Source organism: Clostridium homopropionicum DSM 5847 (assembly GCF_001263795.1).
In the GTDB taxonomy this organism is placed as follows: domain Bacteria; phylum Bacillota; class Clostridia; order Clostridiales; family Clostridiaceae; genus Clostridium_H; species Clostridium_H homopropionicum.
In genome coordinates this window covers 137,933-156,121 of the sequence record NZ_LHUR01000012.1, presented here as the reverse complement: position 1 = coordinate 156,121, position 18,189 = coordinate 137,933, and the positions used below count along the sequence as shown (strand labels likewise).

The following is an 18,189-nucleotide window of genomic DNA, read 5'->3' as shown; positions in this document are numbered from 1 at the left end:
TACAAATGAAAAAAGAAATACAAGTAAAGCAATTGAGAACTGATGTATTGATTATTGGTGGCGGTACAGCAGGATGCTATGCTGCAATAACTATTAGAGAACATTCAAATGCATCAGTATTAATTCTTGAAAAAGCTAATATTAAAAGAAGTGGATGCTTAGCTGCAGGAGTAAATGCAATTAACGCTTATATAGTAGAAGGCAGAACCCCTGAAGACTACGTGGATTATGCAAAAAAGGATGCAGATAATATTGTAAGAGAAGATTTGCTTCTTACTATGTCTCAGGGATTAAATAGGGTAACAAAAAGGTTAGAAGAATTAGGCCTTGTGATCTTAAAAGATGAAAATGGTAAATATGTAGCTAGAGGAAATAGAAATATCAAAATAAATGGAGAAAACATTAAGCCTATTCTAGCAAATGCAGTGAAAAAGCTTTCTAATGTTACAGTTATGAATCATGTAAATGCTACTGATTACATTGTAAAAGAAAATGAGATTTTAGGCGCTTTTGCAATTGATTTAGAAAAAGAAATTATGTATGAAATTAGAGCAAAAAAAGTCATATGTGCCACTGGCGGTGCAGCAGGATTGTACAGACCTAATAATCCCGGGTTTTCAAGACACAAGATGTGGTACCCACCTTTTAATACTGGGGCAGGATATGCCATGGGAATCCGTGCAGGTGCTGAAATGACTACCTTTGAAATGAGGTTTATTGCATTAAGATGTAAAGATACCATAGCACCTACAGGAACCATTGCACAAGGAGTAGGTGCAAAGCAAGTTAATTCAAAAGGAGAGGTTTATGAGACTAAATACGGTCTTACAACTTCTGAAAGAGTCTATGGTACCGTAAAGGAAAATCAAGAAGGCAGAGGACCATGCTACCTAAGAACAGAAGGAATTAGTTCTTCTCAGGATGAAGAATTGAAAAAAGCATATTTAAACATGGCACCAAGTCAAACGCTTAAATGGGTAGAAGAGGGCAAAAATCCTAGCCAGCAGAATGTAGAAATTGAAGGTACAGAACCTTATATAGTTGGTGGTCATACTGCCAGTGGATATTGGGTTGACACTAGACGAGAAACAACAATTAAAGGTCTTTTTGCTGCTGGTGATGTGGCTGGTGGTTGTCCTCAAAAATATGTTACAGGTGCCTTAGTAGAAGGGGGAATTGCAGCAAAAGCTGCCATAGAAGAAATTGAAAATGATAAAGGCAATTCTGCTACCTTTTCAAAGGCAGAGGAAGACTTACTTATAAAATTAAAAAAACAAGAGGTAGAAAATATATTGAATTTTGAAAATCCTATATTTTCTATAGAAGAATTAGAAGAAGCTATGCAGAAAATAATGGATTCTTATGCAGGCGGAATTGGTACTAATTATCAGTTTAATGAAAAGCAGCTTACATTAGCTGAGGAAAAAATTGAGCATATTATGAAGCTGAGTAATGAACTTCATGCTAATGACATGCATGAGCTTATGTTTGTATATGAATTAAAAGAAAGACTAACAGTTTGTAAGTTAGTGATTGCTCATTTAAGGGCAAGAAAAGAAACCAGATGGCATAGTTTTGCAGAAAATTTGGACTATCCAGAGAAAAGTGATAAATGGCTTAAATATGTTAATTCAAAGCTTATAGATAGAGAGCTTACTATTTTGTACAGAGATTTAGTGGGAAGAGGTGAGAGCTATGAGCATAAAAATTAACAAAGAAAAATGTATAGGATGTAAAAGATGCCTATCTGTCTGTCCTGGAAGTCTCATAAAGTTAGATGAAGATGGAAAAGCCTATATGAAGTACCCAAAAGACTGTTGGGGATGCTGTTCCTGTATTAAAGAATGTAAGGAGTGTGCAATCTCATTTTATTTAGGAGCAGATATTGGAGGAAGGGGAAGCCACTTAACCGTTGAGACTGAAGGGGATATTGTACATTGGAATATTGAAGAAAGCAATGGAATCTTGCATTCTATTGATGTAAATCGCAAGAATTCTAATAAATACTAGGAAAACCTTAAATGAATAAAAAAATTCATATTTTAAATATAAGTATGAATAGCAGGAGGAATTAATAATGAGTGAATTATCACATCTAGATAAATTAGAAGCAGAAGCAATATATATTATTCGTGAAGTAGCTGCTGAGTGTGAGAAACCAGTAATGTTATATTCAATTGGAAAAGATAGTTCTGTTATGTTACACCTTGCTATGAAAGCATTTTATCCTGAGAAACCGCCTTTCCCTTTCATGCATATTGATACTACCTGGAAATTTAGAGAAATGATAGAGTTCCGTGATAGAAGGGCAAAAGAATTAGGAATAGAAATGATTGTTCATAAAAATGAAGAGGCATTAAAGCAAGGGATTAATCCATTTGATCATGGATCAGCCTATACAGATATATTGAAGACACAGGCTTTAAAAGAAGGATTAAAAAAATATGGTTTTACAGCAGCTTTTGGAGGTGGACGCCGTGATGAGGAAAAGTCACGTGCAAAAGAAAGAATTTTTTCCTTCCGTAATGAGGCACAGGCATGGGATCCTAAAAATCAGAGACCTGAAATGTGGAAACTTTATAATACGAGACTTCATAAGGGCGAAAGTATAAGAGTTTTTCCAATTTCAAACTGGACGGAAAGAGATATCTGGGAGTATATAAAAAGAGAAAATATTGACATTGTATCATTGTATTTTGCAAAAGAGCGACCAGTTGTATATAGGGATGGAAATATTATTATGGTAGACGATGATAGAATGAAATTATTGCCTGGAGAAGAAATTCAACACAAAAAAATTCGTTTCAGAACTTTAGGATGTTATCCGCTTACAGGAGGGATGGAATCAGAAGCTACTACCTTAAATGAAATTATTGAGGAAACATTAAGTGCAGTGTCATCTGAAAGAACCACCCGCGTTATTGATACTGAAGAAGTAGGTAGCATGGAAAGAAGAAAGAGAGAGGGGTATTTCTAAGATGAAGAGCTTATTAAAGTTTATAACCTGCGGTAGTGTGGATGATGGAAAATCTACTCTCATTGGACATATTTTATATGATGCAAAGCTTTTATATGCAGATCAGAAAAGAGCTTTGGAATTAGACAGTAGAGTTGGCAGCCGTAATGGTGCAATTGATTATTCGTTATTGTTAGATGGACTTATGGCTGAACGAGAGCAGGGAATAACAATTGATGTTGCATACCGCTATTTTACAACAGATAATAGAAGCTTTATTGTGGCTGATACGCCGGGTCATGAAGAATACACTAGAAATATGGCAGTTGGTGCATCCTTTGCAGATCTTGCAGTGATACTTATTGATATTAAACAAGGAGTACTTGTTCAAACCAGAAGACACGCCAGAATCTGTTCATTAATGGGTATCAAATATTTTATATTTGCTGTAAACAAGATGGATTTAGTGGAATATGATCAGAAAAGATTCCTAGAAGTTGAAAAAGAAATTAAAGAATTGGAGAAGGAACTTTCTTTAGAAAATATCCAAATCATACCTCTTTCTGCAACTGAGGGGGATAATATCATGGTGAATTCAGAAAATATACCATGGTATACAGGATTGCCACTTTTGCCTTACCTAGAAAATATAGATGTTGATAATACTTCAGAGGAGAAAGGATTCTATATGCCAGTTCAGAGGGTATGTAGACCAAATCATACTTTTAGAGGCTTTCAAGGAGAAATTGAAGCTGGCAGTATTTCTGTAGGTGATGAAGTAACTGCTCTTCCAAGCAATGAAAAAGCCTTGGTAAAAAGTATTCTTATAACTGATAAGAATGCATCCAGTGCATCTAAAGGTCAGCCGGTTACAATACAGCTTAATAAAGAAGTTGATGTGTCTAGAGGATGTGTACTTGCAAAGAGCGGGGATATTGGCACTAGTAATTTAATTACTGCAACTGTTTTATGGATGGATGACTCTGAGTTAAACCCAGGTAAAAATTATTTTGTAAAGTTAGGAACTAAAATGCTACCAGGGGTTGTTACAGAAATAAAATATAAAATTGATGTGAATTCTGGAGAACATTTAATAGCTGGAAATTTAAAGAAAAATGAAATTGCAGTATGTGGTATTTCACTTTCTGAAAAGATTCCAGTTGACAAGTTTAACTTGCATAAGGTACTTGGTGAACTTATTTTGATTGATCGTATAACTAATATGACCTCAGCTTGTGGTGTTGTAGAAAGTATTTTAGAAAAAGAAAAAAACAATGAAGATAATGTTGCATTCCAATATAACCAGTTAAAAGCAAGAGGGGATGTTTTTGAAGAATTTTACTACAACACAGAAAGTTTATCTTTATCAAAATATAAACCAATACAACATACTTATACTGTAGGAGATAAAATCCCGGTTAAAGGTGAGAGCTATAAATATCCAGAGAATATTGACATTTTAATACTTCGTGACTGGGTTGCAGTTAAAGTTCGTGACCAGAAGATTAGTGACATCCAGTCAATTGATGAATATGAGTATATGGGAGTTCCAATTGTTAATGGAAGAGGCTTTGCAGTAAAAGTAAATTCCAATGAAGAAGCTTTAAAGTTTTTAAATGAATATAAAGAAATGAATGAAGAAAATGAAGTAGAATTTTTGAATAAATGGGTTAGCTTAGAAACTTATCGAAGTGTAATATTTCACAGCAATTACTGGGTAATATAGCCTATGGTCAATGAGAAAGTAAAGTCTAATTTTAAAGGATAGTGAAAGAATTATGACAAGTAAAATGAAATTTAATACATCTCTTTTACATGGAAATATAGAAAGTAAAAAAGATACTGGAGCAACTTTAACTCCAATATATCAAAGCAGTGCTTTTGAACAAGAATCAGCAGAACGTCTAGAGAAGGTTTTTTTGAACGCGGCTCCGGGTTTTGCGTATACAAGAATTAGCAATCCTACAATAGCATCTTTTGAAAAGCGTATTACGCTGCTAGAAGGTGGAGTAAGTACTGTAGCATGTGCATCAGGTATGGCTGCAATTTTTAATGCAATTATGAATGTAGTAAGAAGTGGTGATGAAATCATTTCTAATACAGGAATATTTGGTGGAACTATTGGGCTATTTAAAGATCTAGAATCCTTTGGGATTAACACAAAGTATATAAAAGAGACTACAGTCACTGAAATTGAAAAAAAAGTAAGTGACAGGACTAAAATTATTTTTGCAGAGACAATTGGAAATCCAAAGTTGGATATATTAGATATACAAGCAGTGGCAAAGTTTGCAAAAGAGAAAAATATTCTATTTATTGTAGATAACACGGTTGCAACTGCATATTTAGTAAAACCAATTGAATTAGGAGCTGATATAGTCATAAATTCATCTTCAAAGTATATAAATGGCAGTGGCAATTCTATTAGTGGGGTTATTATAGATAGCGGTAAATTTACATGGAGTGAGGAACGTTATCCAAGCATAAAGCCATATAAAAAGATGGGGCCTTTTGCATTCACTGCTAAGATTAGAGAGACACTATTTAGAAATACAGGAGCCTGTCTTTCACCCTTTAATGCTTATCTTAATAGTGTAGGATTAGAAACCATGGGAATTCGTATGGAACGATCCTGTGATAATGCTTATAAATTAGCCAAGTACTTTGAAACTAATGAAAAAATTCACTCAGTAAATTACCCTGGTTTAGAGTCAAATCCTTATCACAATATAGCAAAAAAGCAGTTTAAAAATGGATTTGGTGCTATGGTGACTATTCGTGTGGGATCAAAGGAGAAAGCTTTTTCTATAATTAATAACTTAAAATATTCATTGAAGGTTTCAAATATAGGTGACACAAAGACTTTAGTAATACATCCAGCTTCAACAATTTATATTCACAGCACTGAGGAAGAAAAGAAGAATGCAGGTGTATATGAGGATTTAATTCGCATCAGCGTAGGAATTGAAGATATAGAAGATTTGATAGCTGATTTTAAACAGGCAATTGATGCTTAATATATAGATAGGAGGATTTAATTATGGCAGTAGACTATGCAGCATTAAAAAAAGGTGGATTCATGAGACAGAAGCAGAAGGGAAATTTTTCACTTAGGCTTCAGGTAGTAGGAGGAAATTTAACAGCAGAAAACCTAAAGCATATATATGAAGTGGCTGAAAAGTATGGCAAAGGGTATGTTCACCTTACTTCAAGACAAGGTCTTGAGATTCCATATATTAAATTTGAGGATATAGAAGAAGTAAAAGCAGAATTAGCCAAAGGCGGATGCAAGCCTGGAGTCTGCGGACCTAGAGTACGTACTGTTACAGCTTGTCAAGGCAACGTAATTTGTCCAAGTGGTAACATTGATGCTTATAAAATTGCTGAAGAACTTGATAAAAGATATTATGCAAGAGAATTACCTCATAAGTTTAAGTTTGGAGTAACTGGATGCCAAAATAACTGCTTAAAGGCTGAAGAAAATGACTTAGGTATAAAAGGAGCCTCTGATGTCCATTGGGAAGCAGATAAATGTATTTTTTGTGGGGTTTGCGAAAGAGCCTGCCGCAGTGGAGCAATTAAGATTGAAAATAATGATATCACTATTGATACAGATAAATGTAATAACTGTGGTCGTTGTGAAAAATCCTGCCCAACTGGAGCATGGGTAGGAGAAAGTTCATATATTGTATCCTTTGGTGGTTTATTTGGAAATACAATCAATAAGGGAGATTCCTTCTTACCACTGATAAAAACAGAAGAACAGCTTTATCGTGTAACAGATGCTGCAATTAACTTTTTCCAAACTAATGGAAAGCCAGGAGAAAGATTTAAGTTTACAATTGATAGAGTTGGTGCAGAGAAATTTAAAAAAGAAATGGAGGATGCTTATAATGGCTGATTATAATATTGCAGATTCAGTGGATATTACCGATGTAGTTTGCCCTCTTACATTTGTTAAGGCTAAAGTAGCCATTGAAGAATTAGAAATTGGAGAAACTTTAGCAGTTAGAATGAATGATGGTGAGCCTGTTCAGAATGTTCCAAGAAGTCTTAAAGAGGAAGGACACCAGATACTTAAGCTAATTAATAATGAAGATGGGACCTATACTTTAATAGTAAAAAAGCTTGAAGACTAATAGGGAATAATGAGAGAACCCAATTTAAAAATGGAGGGGTGAAAGGGTTGGCATTAAGAGTAAATGAAGAAAATTATGAAACAGAAGTGTTGAAGTCTCCTGTGCCAGTTTTAGTAGAATTTTATTCTGATTCTTGTATTCCATGCAAGCAAATGTCTCCTATTCTTGGAGATTTAGAAGATGAATATGAAAACATGGCAAAAGTAGTCAAGGTAAATGTTAATTTTGATGAAAATCTTGCACAGAAGTATCAAATTATGGCTTCACCAACTATTGTATTCATAAAAGATGGTCAGGAAATAAATAGGACAAGAGGTTTTAAAAATAAAGTGGAATTACAAAAGATATTAAATGACATTATATAGGGGGTAATAAAATGTTTATAACAGTAGCAGGAAAGAAAAAGGAAGTAAAAGATGGCATTACCGTAGTAGAATTAATTGAGGTTGAGAAAGTAGAGAATGCTCAATATGTAACAGTAACAGTAAATGATGAATTTGTAAACAGTGCAGATTTTCAAAGCAAAACTTTAAATGAAAATGATACTGTTGAATTCCTATACTTTATGGGAGGAGGCAGCTTCTAATGGCATTTACAAATGATCAGTTAGAAAGATATTCTCGCCATATTATTTTGAAAGAAGTAGGGGCAAAAGGACAGAAAAAATTATTAAATGCAAAAGTATTAATTATTGGTGCAGGGGGACTTGGTGCTCCAGCTGCTATGTATCTTGCAGCAGCTGGTGTAGGAACCATTGGAATTGTAGATGCAGATGAAGTAGATTTATCTAATTTACAGAGGCAGATAATTCATAGTACTGCTGATATTGGAAAGGCAAAAGTTAAGTCAGCAAAGGAGACAATAAATGCAATAAATTCTGATGTGACGGTAAGTACATATCGTACATTTGTAACATCAGAAAATGTTATGGATTTAATTAAAGATTATGATTTTATCATTGATGGAACCGATAATTTCCCAGCAAAGTTTTTGATTAATGATGCATGTGTTATGGCAAAAAAACCATTTTCACATGCAGGGATTATAAGATTTTACGGGCAGCTAATGACTTATGTCCCTGGACAAGGTCCATGTTACCGCTGTGTGTTTAAAAATCCGCCGCCAAAGGATGCAGTGCCTACTTGTAAGCAGGCAGGAGTGATTGGTGCAATGGGTGGTGTTATAGGAAGTCTTCAGGCAATGGAAGCAATAAAATGCATTCTTGGTGTAGGAGAACCACTTGTTGGAAGATTATTAACCTATGATGCACTTGAAATGGAATTTCATACTATTAAGCTTCCGGATAATGGAAACTGCGGAGTTTGCGGAGAACATCCTACAATAACCCAATTAATTGACTATGAGCAGGTTGAGTGTGATGGAAAGTAGGGATGCATAATGTTATATTTGAAGAAGAGTGATTATGATATTATTTTACAACATGCATTAAGCGGCTTACCTAATGAAGCTTGTGGACTTATTGCAGGGAAGGTAAATGGTGATGTGAAATATATTGAAAAGGTATATTTGCTGACAAATATTGATGAAAGTAATGAACATTTTTCCATGGACCCAAAAGAACAGCTGGCTGCAATTAAGGATATGAGAGCAAATAACTTGGAGTTATTAGGAAATTTTCATTCACACCCAGAATCACCTGCTAGACCATCAGAAGAAGATAAGAGACTTGCATATGATTCAAAAGCTAATTATTTAATTTTATCCTTAATGAATAAAAATGAATATGTATTGAAAGCATTTTTAATTAATGAAGATAAAAATGTCATTGAAGAAACAATAAATATTATGTAATTAATGATAAATAATAAGTAAAGGGCTGACGATTGTTTGCCCTTTACTTACAATTTACAAGCTATGGAGGCATGCAATATGCACTGTATTAGTATTAGCCATAAAACAACACCAGTTAATATAAGAGAACTATTTGCATTTTCTTCTGATGAACAGCTGGAGTTTGAAAAACAGTTATTGCAAGAGGAAAAACTTAGAGGATGTGTTATTGTTTCAACCTGCAATAGAAGCGAGATTTACTTTAGTGGAGATAAAACTTCAATTGATATAGTAGAAAAGCAGTTAGCAAAATTTAAAAATGCTAAGCAGAGTGAAATCAGAAAATATTTTAATGTATATAGCAATGATGAAGCAGTAAGGCATTTATTTAGAGTTGCTTGCGGTTTAGATTCAATGGTTTTAGGTGAAGATGAAATCTTAAGGCAGGTAAAGGATGCATATGAATTATCTTTGAATAATAAATTTTCAAATGTCGAATTGAATTTGGCATTTCAAGGAGCATTAAGCAGTGCAAAAGCTATAAAAACAGATACAAAACTTTCTAATACCCCTGTTTCTATAGGTACTTTGACAGCAAATAAAATTATAGAATATTTAAAGACAAAAGAAAATTCCAGGGTCCTAATTGTGGGAATCTCCGGTAAAATGGGAAGCATAGTTGCTAAAAACCTATGCAGTAAAGATATTAGTATTATTGGAACTAGCAGAAGCCATAATAAAAGTAATGGATTATTTTCAAACATAAGTAATATTCAGATTAGTGACTACAAGGATAGATACAAGTTTTTAAAAAGAGCTGATGTTATTGTTAGTGCAACAACAAGTCCACATTATACATTTACTTATGATGAAGTATTAAATGTATTAGATGGGTGCACATCAAATAAATTATTTATTGACTTAGCAGTACCAGGTGATATTGATAAAGATATTTTAAATATTAAAGGAATGGATATAGTTGATATAGATTATTTTGAGAAAGCTTCCAAAGAAAATAATAGGATAAAGCTTAAGGAATTAGATAAAGCACAGATAATATTAGATAAGTGTATTGATGAAGCATTAAAAAATATGCGTTTTCAGGAATTTCATACTTCAATTGATAAGATTAATAAGAAGGTCCAGGAGAAAGGATTTCCTTATGTATTATATCATTTGAAGCGTTCACTTAACAGTGAGCAGTTGGGAATACTGCTGGATTCGTTAGATGATATAATAAGTGAGGAAAAATAATGGCATACTTTCCATTTTATATAGATATAAATAATAAGATTTTTTTAGTTGTAGGTGGAGGAAAAATTGCATTAGGGAAAATAAAAGTATTACTAAAGTTTGAAGCAATAATAATTGTTATAGCACCAAACATTTGTGAAGAAATTTATAAAATTAAGAAGTTCCATGATGAAAAAAACAGTAAGGAACAAATAATTTTATACAATAGAGAATTTCGTGATGAGGATATACTAGCTGCAGAAATTATAATAGCTGCAACGGACAATAAGCTTCTTAATTCACATATATCAGAAGTTTGCAAGAGAAACAATAAGATGGTAAATGTTGTTGATGTAAAGGAAGAATGCAGTTTTGTTTTTCCTGCAATAATAAAAAATCAAGAATTAGTTGTTTCAATAGCAACAGGGGGAAATAGCCCTGCAATGGCAGCTAAAATAAAAAGGGACATTGAAAAATATATTCCAGAGTACTATGGAGAACTGATTGAAGTTTTAGGAGAACAAAGGGAATATATAAAAAAGGAAGTGCCTAATACTGAATATAGAAAGCAAGTATATAATGAATTGATAGCTCTTGCCCAATTATACGGAAGAAACATAACAACCGAAGAAATAGAGAATATAATTTCTAAATATAAAGTCTAAAGGAGACTAGGATTCAATGATTAAAAATAAAATAAAAATTGGAACAAGGGGAAGTAAATTAGCACTTATTCAAACTAATCTTGTAATTAATGCATTAAAGCAACAGTATACTGAAATTGAATGTGAGGTTGTAGTTATTCATACAACTGGAGACAAGATTCTTGATAAACCTTTAATAGAATTTGGTGGAAAAGCTGTATTCGTTTCTGAATTTGAAGAAGCATTACTTAAAAATGATATAGATCTAGCAATTCACAGTGCAAAGGACATGCCTATGAAAATGAAGGAAGGATTAGATATTTTAGGAGTGTTAAAACGTGAGGATCCTAGGGATGTGCTTATTACTATGAGAGATAATAGGGTTGAAGAAAAAAGTATGGCTGTTATTGGAACCAGCAGTTTAAGAAGACAAATGCAAGTAGAAGAATTATATACAAATATAGAATGTAAGCCTTTAAGAGGCAACGTTAATACTAGGGTTAATAAATTAAAAGATGGTATGTATGATGGAATTATTCTTGCAGCTGCTGGAATAAATAGGTTAGAGCTTAATATGGAATCAGACTGTGAATATAAGTATTTTGATATTGATGAGCTAATACCAGCTGGTGGTCAAGGAATTATTGCAATAGAAGGAAGGAAAAATAGTGAGCTTAGTGAAGTTATAGGAAAAATCTCAGATTCAGCAGCTAGATTAGAATTAGAAACTGAGAGAAGGATACTGGAGCTTTTTAATGCAGGGTGTCATGAACCAATAGGAGCATATTCAAAAGTAGATGGAAATGAAATTACAATTTGGATGATGAAAGAAGTAAATGGAGAAATTATAAAAACCAAGGAAAGTACATCTGTTGAAAAGCGTTTAAAATTAGCTGAAAAAATGGCCAATAGTATTTTGGAGGAAATTCCACATGAGTAAGGTATATTTAGTTGGAGCAGGTCCAGGAGATCCTAAGCTTATCACTTTAAGAGGAATAGAACTTCTAAAAACCTGCGACATGGTTATATATGATAGATTAGCATCTTATGAACTTTTAAATTATTTAAAGGATGGATGTAAGAAAGTATTTGTAGGAAAAGAGGCAGGTAATCATTATAAAACACAAGAGGAGATAAATAAAATTATAGTTGAAAGTGCTTATAAATACGAAAAGGTGGTTCGCTTAAAAGGTGGAGATCCATTTGTATTTGGAAGAGGTGGAGAAGAAATAGAAGAACTTAATAAACACGGGATTCCTTTTGAAGTGATTCCAGGTGTTACATCAGCTATTTCAGTTCCAGCAAGTGTAGGGATACCAGTTACTCATAGAGGAGTAAGCAGAAGCTTTCATGTTATAACAGGGCATACAAAATCATCTGAAAATACCTTAACAGATAATTATGAAGTCTTAGGAAAACTAGATGGAACACTTGTGTTTCTAATGGGTCTGTCTAACCTTAAAAATATAACAGATAAATTAATGGAAAATGGTAAAGATAAAAAAACACCTGCAGCAGTGATATCAAATGGAACTATGAATAACGAAAAAACAGTAAGAGGAACCCTTTCTGATATTGCTGTAAAAGTCAAAGAGGAAGGTATTAAATCCCCGGCTATTATTGTTGTAGGAGATACTGCAGCCTTTAATTTTACATCAATAGATACAAAACCTTTATCCAACGTTAAAATTGGAATTACTGGAACTGGAGTTATGTATAATAAGTTAGAGTCAGGTTTGCATAGACTTGGTGCAAGAGTTTATTCAATTTGTAATATGAAAATAGAAGAAACTCCTTTTATTTATCAATTAGAAGAAGAGTTGCAGAGAATTGATAAATACCAGTGGATCATATTTACAAGTCAGAATGCTATCAATATTTTCTTTGATAAGATGGAAAAATATCAAGTTGATAGGCGAAAATTAAATCAAATAAAATTTGCAGTAATAGGAAGCGGTACAAAACAAACACTGCAGAAGTATGGGTACTTTGCTGACTTTATGCCCAATATATATACAACAAAAAATTTAGCAGATGAATTTTCTAAAGTTGTATTTAAAAATGAAAAAGTATTAATTCCCAGGGCATTAAGAGGAAGCCAGGAGCTGACCATGACCTTTGAAGATAATAATATAGAATATAAGGAAATACCTATATATGATGTAAAAGGGGAATTGACAGAAAATAAAGAGTACATATCTGAAATGGATTGTTTAGTTTTCCTTAGTGCATCTGGAGTGAATGCGTTCTTTGAAGAAATTCATAAAAATAATATTCAATTGCCAAATGGTATAAAGATTGCATGCATTGGTGAAGTTACTGTGAATGAAGTAAAAGAAAATAATTATAATGCAGATATAATAGCAAGTATCAGCAATATAGATGGATTAATAGACAAGATTAAGAATTATATTTGGGAAAAATAATAGTGAAATGAGGACGAGTCACATGAAACATATGAGAAGATTGCGTGTAAATGGGCCCATGAGAAGTTTAGTTAGAGAAACTAGTATAGAAAAAACAGATTTAGTTTATCCAGTTTTTATTATTGAAGGAGAAAATATTAAAAATCCAATAGAATCAATGCCAGGAATTTATCAGTATTCCATTGATCGTTTTGATGAAGAACTATATAGAATACTGGAAAGTGGTATTAATGCAATTTTAATATTTGGCATTCCTGCTCATAAAGATGAAGTAGGTAGCCAGGCATATGACGATAATGGGGTTACCCAAAGGGCAATAAGATATATAAAGAATAAAGCGCCAGAGTTATTAATAATTGCAGATATATGTCTTTGTGAGTATACTTCTCATGGACATTGTGGATTAATTTGTGAAAGCAAAATATTAAATGATGAAACATTGCCATTACTATCAAAAATGTCAGTAAGCATGGCAAAGGCTGGTGTTGATATAATTGCACCGTCAGATATGATGGACGGAAGAGTAAAAGCAATTAGAGAGGCTTTAGACGAGAATGGATTTAAAGATTTAATGATTATGTCATATAGTGCAAAATATGCATCAGCTTATTATTCCCCATTTAGGGATGCAGCACAATCAGCTCCAAGCTTTGGAGACAGAAAAACTTATCAGATGGATCCAAGCAATTTAAGAGAAGCAATGAGGGAATGTCAATCTGATATAGAAGAAGGAGCAGATGTTATAATGGTTAAACCTGCCCTTGCATATTTGGACGTTATTAGAGAAGCTTCAAATCGTTTTGACTATCCAATTGCAGCTTATAATGTTAGTGGAGAGTATTCTATGGTAAAGGCTGCTGCAAAAAATGGTTGGATAGATGAAAAAAGAATTGTTATGGAAAATATGATTGGAATAAAGAGGGCCGGTGCTAAAATAATCATTACTTATCATGCTTTGGATGTTGCAAAATGGCTTGAAGAAAGATAGGAGGATAAAATGAATTCTGATAAATCTATTGAACTGTTTAATAAGTCTAAAACATGTATTCCTGGAGGAGTAAATAGCCCTGTACGAGCTTTTCAAGCAGTAAAAAGAACACCTGTATTTATTGAAAAAGCAAATGGCTCTAAAATATATGATGTAGATGGAAATGAGTATATTGATTATGTTTGTTCCTGGGGTCCTAGTATTTTGGGACACACAAATAGAAGTGTTGTAGAAGCAGTAAAAAAAGCTTGTGAAAAAGGGCTTACTTTCGGAGCACCTACAGAAAATGAGTATGTACTGGTAAAGCTAATTAGTGAAATGATTCCCTCTATGGAAATGACAAGATTAGTTAGCTCCGGTACAGAAGCTGTTATGAGTGCAATTCGTGCAGCAAGAGGATATACAAATCGAGATGCGATATTAAAATTTAGTGGCTGTTATCATGGTCATTCAGATGGACTTTTAGTTAAGGCTGGTTCTGGCGCTCTAACACAGTCAGTTCCTAATAGCAAGGGTGTGCCAAATGACTACACAAAAAACACCCTTATAGCAGAATACAATAATGAAAAATCAGTAGAGGATCTATTTAAAGAGTATGGTGATAAGATTGCAGCAGTTATTATTGAACCAGTAGCAGCTAATATGGGAGTGGTCCTTCCTAAGAAAGGATTTTTGCAATTTTTAAGAGAGATTACAATAAAATATAACGCACTGCTGATATTTGACGAAGTAATTACTGGCTTTCGTTTAGGAACTGGGGGAGCACAAGAATATTTTGGAGTTACTCCTGATTTAACTACTTTGGGGAAAATAATAGGTGGTGGAATGCCTGTAGGTGCATACGGCGGGAAAAAACAGATCATGGAGGTTGTTTCACCAGTTGGGCATGTGTATCAAGCTGGAACTTTATCTGGTAATCCTATCGCAACTGCTGCTGGAATTGCAACTTTAAATATTTTAAAAAACACACCTGATATTTATAAAAGAATTGAACTACAAACTAATAAAATTGTAAATGCTGTTAAGGAAAGGTTTGGAGATGAGGTGTGTGTAAATAATATTGGCTCACTAATGTCAATATTTTTCACATCTAGCAAGGTGGTTGATTTTTCTACTGCAATTACATCAGATACAAATAAGTTTGCTCATTATTTTGGATATCTATTAGAAAAAGGAATTTATATGCCACCATCTCAGTTTGAAGCCATGTTCATATCATGTGCACATACAGATGATGATATTAATAAGACTTCTGATGTAATAAAAAATTATCCAAATTTGAACTAGATTAATATTTAAAAGACAAAAATTTAATATTATAGGAATAATTAAGTAGTATGTAAGAGAAAATATAGTATTAGAGGTTGATATTTTAACACTGATTTTTGTTATCAACATTAAGGAGGATAGTAAATGAAGTATGTTTTTCTATCACTATTTTTTGCTATACAAATTTATGTATTGTTTCTTACATACTACTATAATATAATATCTCTTTTTGGTTTAAAAAAAGTACGTGAAAGTGAGGATTATCCACCTGAAAAGGTCTTCGCTATTGGAGTTGCAGCCCATAATGAGGAAAAGGTTATTGGACAGATAATTGATAACCTCAAAGAGCTGGATTATCCAAAGAGTTTATATGATATATTTGTAATATGTGACAATTGCGATGATGATACTACTAAAATAGCTAAAAGTAAAGAGGTTATAGCACTTGAAAGACATGATTCAGAAAAAAGAGGAAAGGGATATGCCTTAAAGTGGTTTTTTGATTTACTGTTTAAGATGGAGAAGCAGTACGATGCAGTTGTAATATTTGATGCAGATAATATAGTTAGTAAGAACTTCTTACTAAAAATGAATAATAACCTCATTGAAGGTAAAAAGGTAATTCAAGGGTATCTAGATAGTAAAAACCCTGATGATTCATGGGTTACTCTTTCTAATGCCTTGGCTTACTGGATTACTAACAGAGTATTTCAGCTAGCAAGAAAAAGGCTAGGATTAAATGCAGCATTAGGTGGAACAGGATTTTGTGTAGCTACAGATGTATTAAAGAAGTTTGGCTGGAATGCTATGAGTTTAACTGAAGATTTGGAATTTACAATGATATGTACACTAAATGATATAGATGTTGTATGGGAGCATAATGCAACAATTTATGATGAGAAACCAAGGACTATGAAAGCTTCCTTTGCTCAAAGAGTTAGATGGCTTCAAGGACATTGGGATTGCTGTTTTAGATACTCTGGTAGATTGCTGAAGAAAGCTTTTCTAAAAGGAAAGTTTGCATGTTTTGATGCATTTATATATTTAATACAGCCATCTAAGATGATATTAGATGCTTTTTCCTTTACTATGATAATTGCAAAGCTATTCTTTCCACAAGTACCTATAATAAAATTAATCCTTCCGGATTTTTACTGGTTTATAGCACTATTCTTTAGGTATGTAATACCTATATCAGTATTAATATCAGAAAAAGTTCCGCTAAAAAGAATGTTTGCAGTAGTTTTTTATCCTCTATACGGAATAACTTGGGTACCAATAAGCATAATAGGACTAATCAAAAAAGATCAAAAGGTATGGAATCATACACTGCATGATGCAGTGCTTGAAAAGGAAAATTATGATTCTATTATAAATAAGAAAAGAGATTAAAAGATAAATTAAACTGATTGATAAAGAGATACCTAGTCTTTTGTAAGATGGGTATCTCTTTATTAATTTTATACAACAAAGTTATAGCCATTAAAATAACCTATAACCATTAAAGTATTAAGAGTTGAAAAAAGAAAAACATAAGATAAAAATAGAAACTTTTTATCTCTAAAAAATTCTACTATGTATAAGTAAATCGGAATTGAAACCATAAGGTATCTTGGAATACTTACTAGAACCGAGCCAACATTTGAAAATGGGACAACAATAAGTAAAAATCCATATAGAAGGAAAATCCATTCCTTTCTGTCCATATTCTTTCGATTTAGAATAATATAAATTACAAACACTGCTAGTATAGAAGTTGCTATAACAAAGCTAACAACTCCGTTATTCCATGAACCGCTAGAGAAAAAATATGGATTTCTAATATAATCTATATAGCTTTTAAATGGGATGCTCATCTTTCTACTCCAGTTTCCCACATCGTGTAAGGGTGCTAAAAAATCTCCTGTTAGATACTTCATATAAGAGAAGTATACTGTAATTGGAATAATTGAAATAATCATATAGTGAAAAATCCGGGTTAATTGCTTTATAGAACTAAATTTTAAGTTTGTATCTAAAAGCATTACAAAAAATACATAAGCTATATTAATAAATCCCGGAAAACGTGTTATTGCAGATAATCCTGCTGCTACTGATGCTGCTGCATAGTTATTTAATGAGCAATAATAAAGTGTAGCAGCAGAAAGACACAAAAATAGGCTCTCTGTATACGGAACTGAGTAGAAAAGTGAAGTTGGATAAGAAAGAATTACAAGTATTACTAGGTATATTTCTTTTTTATCGAAACCTCTTATTTCACATAGCTTATATATATAGTACAGTGACAGTACTAATAGTATATTTGATAGAAGTAAGGCGTTAAATATGTTACTACTGCTATTAGTAATATAATGCATTGCTCTTATTAAAAGTGGATATAGTGGGAAGAAGCTAATTGATGTTGGGAGATTATTTTCAGACATTTTTATCTTAGGATATCCATTATCTGAGATTTGAAGATAGAAACCACTATCAAATTTATAGAAATCTTCTAATCTTGGCTTCCTTGATTCATTAATGGTAATACCAAAGTCCATATTAAGAGTACTTTGAGCATGTTTGTCTTTTATAGTGTCGTACATAGGAAAAGTGTTCATTCCAATATATCCAACAAAACATAATATTAATCTTGAAATAAGTACAATTATGAGCAATTTAAATAAAAGTGACAAGTTTTCAGTAAAATTTCCTTTCATATTTAACCACCTTCTTCTATAAAAAAGATTGTAAGTAAAAAATCAAC

General features: G+C 32.7%; 19 protein-coding genes. 18 read left to right on the top strand and 1 reads right to left on the bottom strand.

Features of this window, described 5'->3' with window-relative positions; genetic code table 11:
• Positions 1 to 5: 5 nt before the first annotated feature.
• The 18 genes from CLHOM_RS04195 to CLHOM_RS04110 all read left to right on the top strand — a co-directional run bounded on the left by CLHOM_RS04195 (position 6) and on the right by CLHOM_RS04110 (position 16,838).
• Positions 6 to 1,712, top strand: a complete 1,707-nt coding sequence (locus CLHOM_RS04195; RefSeq protein ID WP_052220437.1) for an adenylyl-sulfate reductase subunit alpha — start codon at positions 6 to 8, stop codon at positions 1,710 to 1,712.
• A complete protein-coding gene (locus CLHOM_RS04190) occupies positions 1,696 to 2,010 on the top strand; it encodes a 4Fe-4S dicluster domain-containing protein (RefSeq protein ID WP_052220436.1) in 315 nt (104 codons plus the stop codon). The genes CLHOM_RS04195 and CLHOM_RS04190 overlap by 17 nt, the downstream gene beginning before the upstream one ends.
• A 67-nt stretch (positions 2,011 to 2,077) precedes the next feature.
• The gene (cysD, locus tag CLHOM_RS04185; RefSeq protein WP_052220435.1) at positions 2,078 to 2,977 is read left to right on the top strand and encodes a sulfate adenylyltransferase subunit CysD; all 900 of its coding nucleotides are present in this window, start codon (positions 2,078 to 2,080) and stop codon (positions 2,975 to 2,977) included.
• A 1-nt stretch (position 2,978) separates the two neighbouring features.
• Positions 2,979 to 4,682, top strand: coding sequence for a sulfate adenylyltransferase subunit 1 (locus tag CLHOM_RS04180; protein WP_074782747.1), 1,704 nt, complete (start codon positions 2,979 to 2,981; stop codon positions 4,680 to 4,682).
• Positions 4,683 to 4,734: 52 nt separating this feature from the next.
• A complete protein-coding gene (locus CLHOM_RS04175) occupies positions 4,735 to 5,973 on the top strand; it encodes an O-acetylhomoserine aminocarboxypropyltransferase/cysteine synthase family protein (RefSeq protein ID WP_341376446.1) in 1,239 nt (412 codons plus the stop codon).
• Between the two features lie 23 nt (positions 5,974 to 5,996).
• On the top strand, positions 5,997 to 6,857 hold the full coding sequence (locus CLHOM_RS04170) for a 4Fe-4S binding protein (RefSeq protein ID WP_052220434.1): 861 nt from the start codon (positions 5,997 to 5,999) through the stop codon (positions 6,855 to 6,857).
• Positions 6,850 to 7,095, top strand: coding sequence for a sulfurtransferase TusA family protein (locus CLHOM_RS04165; protein ID WP_052220433.1), 246 nt, complete (start codon positions 6,850 to 6,852; stop codon positions 7,093 to 7,095). Before CLHOM_RS04170 ends, CLHOM_RS04165 begins: the two co-directional genes overlap by 8 nt.
• Before the next feature lie 47 nt (positions 7,096 to 7,142).
• The gene (locus tag CLHOM_RS04160; RefSeq protein WP_052220432.1) at positions 7,143 to 7,460 is read left to right on the top strand and encodes a thioredoxin family protein; all 318 of its coding nucleotides are present in this window, start codon (positions 7,143 to 7,145) and stop codon (positions 7,458 to 7,460) included.
• 11 nt (positions 7,461 to 7,471) lie between these two features.
• Positions 7,472 to 7,681 (top strand): sulfur carrier protein ThiS, encoded by a 210-nt coding sequence (thiS, locus tag CLHOM_RS04155; RefSeq protein WP_052220431.1) that lies wholly within the window; start codon positions 7,472 to 7,474, stop codon positions 7,679 to 7,681.
• Positions 7,681 to 8,484, top strand: a complete 804-nt coding sequence (gene thiF, locus CLHOM_RS04150; protein ID WP_052220430.1) for a thiazole biosynthesis adenylyltransferase ThiF — start codon at positions 7,681 to 7,683, stop codon at positions 8,482 to 8,484. The genes thiS and thiF overlap by 1 nt, the downstream gene beginning before the upstream one ends.
• 9 nt (positions 8,485 to 8,493) lie before the next feature.
• Positions 8,494 to 8,907, top strand: a complete 414-nt coding sequence (locus CLHOM_RS04145; RefSeq protein ID WP_052220429.1) for a M67 family metallopeptidase — start codon at positions 8,494 to 8,496, stop codon at positions 8,905 to 8,907.
• A 78-nt stretch (positions 8,908 to 8,985) separates the two neighbouring features.
• Positions 8,986 to 10,140: a glutamyl-tRNA reductase gene (hemA, locus tag CLHOM_RS04140; RefSeq protein ID WP_052220428.1), complete on the top strand. Its 1,155-nt coding sequence runs from the start codon at positions 8,986 to 8,988 to the stop codon at positions 10,138 to 10,140.
• Positions 10,140 to 10,784, top strand: coding sequence for a precorrin-2 dehydrogenase/sirohydrochlorin ferrochelatase family protein (locus tag CLHOM_RS04135; protein ID WP_052220427.1), 645 nt, complete (start codon positions 10,140 to 10,142; stop codon positions 10,782 to 10,784). Before hemA ends, CLHOM_RS04135 begins: the two co-directional genes overlap by 1 nt.
• 16 nt (positions 10,785 to 10,800) lie before the next feature.
• Positions 10,801 to 11,703 carry a hydroxymethylbilane synthase gene (gene hemC / locus CLHOM_RS04130; RefSeq protein ID WP_242846733.1) on the top strand — a complete coding sequence of 301 codons (903 nt, stop codon included), beginning with the start codon at positions 10,801 to 10,803 and terminating at the stop codon, positions 11,701 to 11,703.
• Positions 11,696 to 13,189 carry a uroporphyrinogen-III C-methyltransferase gene (gene cobA, locus CLHOM_RS04125; protein WP_052220426.1) on the top strand — a complete coding sequence of 498 codons (1,494 nt, stop codon included), beginning with the start codon at positions 11,696 to 11,698 and terminating at the stop codon, positions 13,187 to 13,189. Before hemC ends, cobA begins: the two co-directional genes overlap by 8 nt.
• Positions 13,190 to 13,211: 22 nt before the next feature.
• Positions 13,212 to 14,177 carry a porphobilinogen synthase gene (gene hemB / locus CLHOM_RS04120; protein ID WP_052220425.1) on the top strand — a complete coding sequence of 322 codons (966 nt, stop codon included), beginning with the start codon at positions 13,212 to 13,214 and terminating at the stop codon, positions 14,175 to 14,177.
• Between the two features lie 9 nt (positions 14,178 to 14,186).
• A complete protein-coding gene (hemL, locus tag CLHOM_RS04115) occupies positions 14,187 to 15,464 on the top strand; it encodes a glutamate-1-semialdehyde 2,1-aminomutase (protein ID WP_052220424.1) in 1,278 nt (425 codons plus the stop codon).
• Between the two features lie 126 nt (positions 15,465 to 15,590).
• A complete protein-coding gene (locus CLHOM_RS04110; RefSeq protein ID WP_052220423.1) occupies positions 15,591 to 16,838 on the top strand; it encodes a glycosyltransferase family 2 protein in 1,248 nt (415 codons plus the stop codon).
• A gap of 68 nt (positions 16,839 to 16,906) precedes the next feature.
• On the opposite strand, the gene CLHOM_RS04105 is transcribed toward CLHOM_RS04110, so the two are convergent.
• Positions 16,907 to 18,142 carry a hypothetical protein gene (locus tag CLHOM_RS04105; protein ID WP_052220422.1) on the bottom strand — a complete coding sequence of 412 codons (1,236 nt, stop codon included), beginning with the start codon at positions 18,140 to 18,142 and terminating at the stop codon, positions 16,907 to 16,909.
• Between the last annotated feature and the right edge of the window lie 47 nt (positions 18,143 to 18,189).

What these genes read in the sequence shown, in the direction of transcription:
- CLHOM_RS04195 (WP_052220437.1), top strand. Translation starts at nt 6, where the DNA reads ATGAAAAAAGAAATACAAGTAAAGCAATTGAGAACTGATGTATTGATT.
- CLHOM_RS04190 (WP_052220436.1), top strand. Translation starts at nt 1,696, where the DNA reads ATGAGCATAAAAATTAACAAAGAAAAATGTATAGGATGTAAAAGATGC.
- cysD (WP_052220435.1), top strand. Translation starts at nt 2,078, where the DNA reads ATGAGTGAATTATCACATCTAGATAAATTAGAAGCAGAAGCAATATAT.
- CLHOM_RS04180 (WP_074782747.1), top strand. Translation starts at nt 2,979, where the DNA reads ATGAAGAGCTTATTAAAGTTTATAACCTGCGGTAGTGTGGATGATGGA.
- CLHOM_RS04175 (WP_341376446.1), top strand. Translation starts at nt 4,735, where the DNA reads ATGACAAGTAAAATGAAATTTAATACATCTCTTTTACATGGAAATATA.
- CLHOM_RS04170 (WP_052220434.1), top strand. Translation starts at nt 5,997, where the DNA reads ATGGCAGTAGACTATGCAGCATTAAAAAAAGGTGGATTCATGAGACAG.
- CLHOM_RS04165 (WP_052220433.1), top strand. Translation starts at nt 6,850, where the DNA reads ATGGCTGATTATAATATTGCAGATTCAGTGGATATTACCGATGTAGTT.
- thiS (WP_052220431.1), top strand. Translation starts at nt 7,472, where the DNA reads ATGTTTATAACAGTAGCAGGAAAGAAAAAGGAAGTAAAAGATGGCATT.
- thiF (WP_052220430.1), top strand. Translation starts at nt 7,681, where the DNA reads ATGGCATTTACAAATGATCAGTTAGAAAGATATTCTCGCCATATTATT.
- CLHOM_RS04145 (WP_052220429.1), top strand. Translation starts at nt 8,494, where the DNA reads ATGTTATATTTGAAGAAGAGTGATTATGATATTATTTTACAACATGCA.
- hemA (WP_052220428.1), top strand. Translation starts at nt 8,986, where the DNA reads ATGCACTGTATTAGTATTAGCCATAAAACAACACCAGTTAATATAAGA.
- CLHOM_RS04135 (WP_052220427.1), top strand. Translation starts at nt 10,140, where the DNA reads ATGGCATACTTTCCATTTTATATAGATATAAATAATAAGATTTTTTTA.
- hemC (WP_242846733.1), top strand. Translation starts at nt 10,801, where the DNA reads ATGATTAAAAATAAAATAAAAATTGGAACAAGGGGAAGTAAATTAGCA.
- cobA (WP_052220426.1), top strand. Translation starts at nt 11,696, where the DNA reads ATGAGTAAGGTATATTTAGTTGGAGCAGGTCCAGGAGATCCTAAGCTT.
- hemB (WP_052220425.1), top strand. Translation starts at nt 13,212, where the DNA reads ATGAAACATATGAGAAGATTGCGTGTAAATGGGCCCATGAGAAGTTTA.
- hemL (WP_052220424.1), top strand. Translation starts at nt 14,187, where the DNA reads ATGAATTCTGATAAATCTATTGAACTGTTTAATAAGTCTAAAACATGT.
- CLHOM_RS04110 (WP_052220423.1), top strand. Translation starts at nt 15,591, where the DNA reads ATGAAGTATGTTTTTCTATCACTATTTTTTGCTATACAAATTTATGTA.
- CLHOM_RS04105 (WP_052220422.1), bottom strand. Translation starts at nt 18,142, where the DNA reads ATGAAAGGAAATTTTACTGAAAACTTGTCACTTTTATTTAAATTGCTC.